General features: G+C 40.5%; 5 protein-coding genes and 1 pseudogene. 4 read left to right on the forward strand and 2 right to left on the reverse strand.

The features are described 5' to 3' along the window. The coding region (locus QZ488_RS20955; RefSeq protein ID WP_293752418.1) for a hypothetical protein at window positions 1–622 on the reverse strand (622 nt) is incomplete at its 3' end. 9 nt (window positions 623–631) lie between these two features. Further along, window positions 632–820: a hypothetical protein gene (locus QZ488_RS20960; protein ID WP_293752420.1), complete on the reverse strand. Its 189-nt coding sequence runs from the start codon at window positions 818–820 to the stop codon at window positions 632–634. A 2-nt stretch (window positions 821–822) separates the two neighbouring features. Between QZ488_RS20960 and QZ488_RS20965 the strand changes: the two are divergent. The 4 genes and pseudogenes from QZ488_RS20965 to QZ488_RS20980 form a co-directional block, all read left to right on the forward strand. Continuing rightward, window positions 823–1479, forward strand: a pseudogene (locus QZ488_RS20965) (aldo/keto reductase); the annotation flags it as partial. 14 nt (window positions 1480–1493) lie between these two features. Next, on the forward strand, window positions 1494–2477 hold the full coding sequence (locus QZ488_RS20970; protein WP_293752422.1) for a TauD/TfdA family dioxygenase: 984 nt from the start codon (window positions 1494–1496) through the stop codon (window positions 2475–2477). 59 nt (window positions 2478–2536) lie between these two features. Further along, on the forward strand, window positions 2537–3514 hold the full coding sequence (locus QZ488_RS20975; protein WP_293752424.1) for a putative sulfate exporter family transporter: 978 nt from the start codon (window positions 2537–2539) through the stop codon (window positions 3512–3514). A 234-nt stretch (window positions 3515–3748) separates the two neighbouring features. Next, window positions 3749–4984 carry an NAD-binding protein gene (locus QZ488_RS20980; RefSeq protein WP_293752426.1) on the forward strand — a complete coding sequence of 412 codons (1236 nt, stop codon included), beginning with the start codon at window positions 3749–3751 and terminating at the stop codon, window positions 4982–4984. Window positions 4985–5162 lie beyond the last annotated feature (178 nt).

Below are 5162 nucleotides of genomic sequence, written 5' to 3' on the forward strand. Positions count from 1 at the left end.
GTTTACCTCTAAATTCATACCCATTGATTAATACAGGCAATACATCTTTGGCCTCAGACAAATCAACCAACCCTTTATCATTAACATTGTCATTACTGATATTTCTTGATAATAGTTCGCCTACCGTACCAAGTGCCAACGCTCTATTTTGGGACTGTTTCTTTTTCTGACGATTTACATCATTGCGCTTATCTTCTTCTTGCTGGCGACCAAACCTATAATCATTTTGACTATCAAGCTTTTGCTGTCTAGTTCGATTTAAACCATCTTGCTTACGGTTGTATGTAGTTTGTTCGGCATTAGCCGCATCATTAGCATCTAATCTATCTGCTTGACGTTGATTAAGTCCGTTGTTTATATCGGCTTGCTCTTGATTGGCTGTATTTTCAATATCCGTTTGCTTTTGTGCTGCTGCGTTCTCTTCACGCCTTAGTCCTTGTGTAGCTGCAAGCCTGTTATTCGCATTAGATTGACGCATATTAGCTAGGCCAGCCGCATGGCCAGCCGCGTTATTTTGCAAAGCAATTTTTCGTTTAGCTTCCTCGTCAAGTTCTGACTGAGTGATCGCAAGCTTATAGTGTTGCTGCTTTAGTGGTGTGAATTTCTGTGTTTGAATTGGCATAATTAATCCTTAACCGTATAAGCTACCTAGTCGCTTATCTTTTGATGTTAGTTTCGCTGTTAATTGTTGCTTTATATCAGCCGCAGATCGTGCGTTGGCCTGTTGCTGTTGACCTAACCCTAAAGCCTCTTGCCTTCTTGCTTCTGCTAGGCTTGTTAATCCTTCATATCCTGTTGCACGTTCTTTGCTTGCAGCCATCTTTGTATTTAATACATTTCCCCATCGCTCAGCCATACGTAGATTTTGCAGATCGCTACCCTCCAGAGTGGGTAACTGATCCAGTTGTCGGCAAAATGGAATTAGCCCCTGTACCCCTATACGAAACTTGGCAAGGTATGGAAGCTATATATGAGCAAGGCTTAGCTAAGCAAATTGGTATATGTAACTACAACACTGGTTTGTTGCATGATTTGATGTCTTATGCTCGGATTAAACCATCAGTCTTACAAGTTGAATCTCACCCTTATTTAACTCAAGACCGCTTGATGCGACTGGCTAAACAGTATGGTTTAGAGATTACCGCTTTCTCACCTTTAGGTGCATTGTCTTACTTAGAGCTGGACATGGCTGGCGCTGCAGAATCTGTTTTAGAACAGGCGGTGGTTAAACAGGCAGCACAAAGATTAGGTAAAACTGCCGCACAGGTAGTGTTGCGTTGGGGAGTACAAAGGGGTAATGCTATCATCCCCAAAACGTCTCGTCCTGAAAGATTAATTGAGAATTTAGCTATTTTTGATTTCAAACTAACTTCAGAAGAAATGGAGGGAATTTCAGCTTTGAACTGTAGTAGGCGATTTAATGATCCCGGCAACTTTTGCGAAGCTGCCTTTAATACTTTTCATCCTATATACGATTAGAGAGGCGTCAGCCTATGCAACAGATAAATTATGTAGAAGTGCCTCACCAATTAAACTGTGGTGATTCAGTTTTTCCGAGTGTGGTGGTTAACGATGGCACGCTGACAACCCAACAAGAATGCGCCGATTGGATTAAAGCAAACTTGACTGAACTTGAAGCTAAGTTGCGAGAAACTGGTGCGATTCTATTCAGAGGGTTTCCTGTTAATTCGGCGGAAAGCTTTGATGAATTCTCAAACTCGTTTGATTATCCCAATTTTACCTACCAAGAATCACTGTCGAATGCCGTTAGAATAAACTTCACCGAAAGAGTTTTTACTGCTAACGAAGCGCCAAAAAACGTGGAGATATTTCTCCATCATGAAATGGCGCAAACGCCTATCTCGCCAAGTAAATTATTTTTCTTTTGTAAAAGTGCAGCCGAAGAAGGTGGCGAAACGCCTTTATGTCGCTCTGACATGTTATTTGATGATCTACAGCAACAAATGCCGACACTTGCAGCTGATTTTATAAGTAAGGGACTCAAATACACTACGCATATGCCAGCAGAAGATGATCCTAACTCTGGACAAGGACGCAGTTGGAAAAGCACATTAAGTGTACAAGATGCTGCCCAAGCCGAACAAAAACTGGCTGAGTTAAGATATAGTTGGAAATGGCTAGCAGATAATAGTTTGCGCGCTACCACGCCTGTACTACCTGCTGTTATTGATCTAGGTAACGGAAAGAAAGTATTTTATAATCAATTGATTGCAGCATTTATGGGCTGGAAGGGGGTACGCGAAAATCCCTCTAGCGCCATTACATTTGGTGACGGTAGTGACATTCCTATTGCAGGGTTGCAGTTGGCAGTAAAATTGTCAGAAAAGTTCACCTTTGATTTACCTTGGCAAGACGGCGATGTAGCCTTAGTCGATAATTATATGACTATGCATGGTAGACGCCCATTTTTTGGTGAGCGTAAGAGACAAGTGTTAGTCGCTTTAGCTATCGACTAAACAAAATGTATGATTATTACGTTGTTCTAACTATTTTACTGGCCATATGAGCGAATACATTGCATATAAAAACTAAGCTGCCAGGTATTTTTATTTCTGTCATTGTTGGCCTTGCTGCACTGTTTTTGAGTGAGCATTATGGCGCCCCTGCTATGTTATTTGCCCTACTGTTGGGTATTGCCATGTCATTTTTATATGAAGGCACTACTTGTAAAGAGGGCATTGAGTTTACCGCTTGCCATATTTTGCGGGTAGGCGTGGGGTTGTTAGGTTTACGTATTGCGTTTGGCGATTTAGCTGCGTTAGGTTGGCAAACTGCATTGTTGTTAGTCGTAGCAATTGTCAGCACAATTGGCCTTGGCATTGTTTTAGCCAAGGCACTCGGCTTACAAAAACGCTTTGGCGTTTTGACCGGTGGCGCGGTTGGCATATGTGGCGCTTCTGCGGCTATGGCCATTGCGGCAGTCATGCCTGAGAGTAAAGATAAAGACAGAGATACCCTGTTAACCATTGTTGGCGTAACTGCATTGTCTACCGTGGCTATGGTCATGTACCCAATATTGGCTGAACTACTCAACCTAGACCCTACCCATACTAGTATCTTTTTAGGCGGTACCATCCATGATGTGGCGCAAGTAGTAGGAGCGGGTTATTCAGTATCAGAACAAACAGGGGATTTGGCCACATTAACTAAGTTAGTTAGAGTGGCATTTTTAATGCCGGTAGTGGTGTGTATTTTGTTAGTCTTGAGAATGAATATGGATAAAACCTCAGATGCCAAACCGCCCGGTATTCCTGCATTTTTAATTGCCTTTGTTGTATTAATGACAATTAATAGCTTGGTGGATTTACCTGAGGTTGTTACTCAAGGGGCCACCGATATTTCGCGTTTTGCTTTAGTGATTTCAATTGCTGCTATTGGTATGAAATCGAATCTCGGACAATTGCTAGAAGTGGGGCTAAAACCTATTCTACTGTTATTACTAGAAACACTTTGGATAGCTGGATTGATACTTCTAAGTTTACCTTACATTTAACCAGCAAGGTCTGATACCAATCCTATTGTAGTCAGCCGCTTTTCTCCTATTTCTTGCCTCTTTATGTATGTACTAAATATAGGTACTTCTGAAACAATTAGTTTCTAGCAACATGTATTTGTCTTTACTGAAATCAAGTGAAATAACCAAGGTGTAATAAATTATAATTTGAATGAGCTGTGAATTTGTTGTGATTAGTTTACTATTTTTCTTTTGGTCTCTAAGGTGAGCAGTATGTCTTTATTAGCATTGAAATTTAGTTGGCGATGGTCAGCCGCTGTTATACTTTTTCTATGCGCGTTTTTTGCCTTAATGATGGGGGTATCCCTATCTGAGCGACCGGATGTGCAAACTGCTGATATGTTGACTAAAGCCTATTACAGTTTAGGGTTGTTTGTTATGGGGGGGCTAGACATTGGCACACCTATTGGCGGGCCTTTAGTGCCAAGGTTAATGCTGTGGTTGAGTTATTTTGCTTCACCAATGTTGGCTGCGTCTACTATTATCGAAGCTGTCATTAAAACTATTTCCCCTTACAAATGGCATTTCAGGCGGATTAGTAATCATATTGTGGTTTCAGGCTCCGGCGAGTTGACTATCACCTATTTAAAACAACTTAGATTGGTACAGCCCAAAATCCCCTTGCTAATTATCTGTGATGAATTTTCACCTATGCGAGAAGAGGAACTGAAAAGCCATTATCACGCCACAGTTGTCACCGGCGATATCACCCGCAGCTATTTTTTATCCAAATTATTTCTGAATAAAGCTAAGAAAGTGGTATTGCTAGGAGACGATAATTTTCAAAATTATGAAGCCGCTTACAAAATATTGCAGTTACAGCCTTCATTAAAAGGAAAAATAATTATTCACTGCAATAGCATTCGTTTTATGCGTTCAATGGCTGATTCTGCTGTAGCTCAACAATGTATCAATTTTAATTCCTACCAACTGGCAGCATCTGCATTAGTGCAACAACACTTGATTTCACATTTTGTGCAAACGGTGCCAAAAGACGTAGTAGTGATTGCTGGTTTTGGTTTGTTTGGTCAAACGATACTTGAAGAACTGCAACACTATGCGCAAAAAGAAATTGATACTATTGCCATTATTGGTATCGATGCAAAGCGACGTATTCAGGTAGTGGACGAACAAAGGCAATTAGCTAATTTTTGTAACAGAGAAATATTTGAGGGTAATATTTCTCATCCAGAAGTGTGGCAACAATTGCGTTCCAAGGTAGATTTGGCCAACACACAACCCATTATTATTCTTTGCACAGATTCTGTGGAGGATAATTTTAGAACATCCTTGTGGTTAAAAAACAAATATCCCGATTCAATGATAATAGCTCGCAGCTATCTACCATCAAAATTTGCCGAGAATGTTGGTGAACAATATAATATTTTAAATGTGAGTATTAATCAGTTAGTCAAAGATAACTTCCCCATCGAATGGATGACGCCCTAGTTCCAATGAATTAGGGATAATTAGTCCCTTACCCCAGCCCCAACTTGGATAGTATTCTCTTAATCGAAGCGAATATTAAAATGCAGTGACTGTAGATATTGTCTAATACCATATATGGACCCTCTCCAATTGCAAGACACCAATTTGACTGATTAACAACACTCATTGCTGCCATATA

Source organism: uncultured Paraglaciecola sp., assembly GCF_913020055.1.
GTDB lineage: Bacteria > Pseudomonadota > Gammaproteobacteria > Enterobacterales > Alteromonadaceae > Paraglaciecola.